Below are 574 nucleotides of genomic sequence, written 5' to 3'. Positions count from 1 at the left end.
TGGAACGCAACGACCAGCGTGGTGGTCAACTCGTCCGTTTCCCATTCTTTGATGCGGATGGTCGTGTAGACACGGCGCAGAATATGTGCCTCGACAGCCAATGTACCGAACTTCTGTTCCACTTGGGGCAGGACGACCACGCCGGGCTGGGCCTTGTTCTTGTTCTGGGCGGCGAAGATTTCCTCCACCTCGTAGTTCAGGTTGTGTTTCTGGCAGAGACCCGCCATGCGCTCTATCACCTCGTAATGGTAAATTCCCTTGAGCGGGTTGCCGTAGATGTCATTCTCCTTGTGTGTGCGTCGGAGCGTGTCAAGTGTCATCACCTCGACGTTGTTGTTCTGGAAATCGAACTGCACGGGGACGGTCGTTGTTGCTAATGCTGTTGCCATAATGATTGATATTAAAAAAGTTATACAATAAGAAAGGCGGTGAACCGTTGTCCATCGCCTTTCCGGAATTCATTTTGCGGTTTCAGGCAGGTAACGCCTGCATATCAGGTCCGTGATACTCGGGTAATACACGTTGCCATAAGTTCCGTATGGTCCGAAACGGGCAAGGAAGCGGAAGTAAAAAT

1 pseudogene is annotated in these 574 nt (G+C 51.2%); it reads right to left on the bottom strand.

Annotation, left to right across the window (positions count from 1 at the left end):
• Positions 1-389 (bottom strand): annotated as a pseudogene (locus LPH68_RS26540) (DUF932 domain-containing protein); the annotation flags it as partial.
• Positions 390-574 lie beyond the last annotated feature (185 nt).

It is taken from the genome of Bacteroides sp. 1_1_30, from assembly GCF_020982715.1.
Taxonomy (GTDB): Bacteria; Bacteroidota; Bacteroidia; order Bacteroidales; family Bacteroidaceae; genus Bacteroides; species Bacteroides xylanisolvens.
The sequence above is the reverse complement of the archived record's forward strand: the minus strand, read 5'-3'. Positions and strand labels throughout refer to the sequence as shown.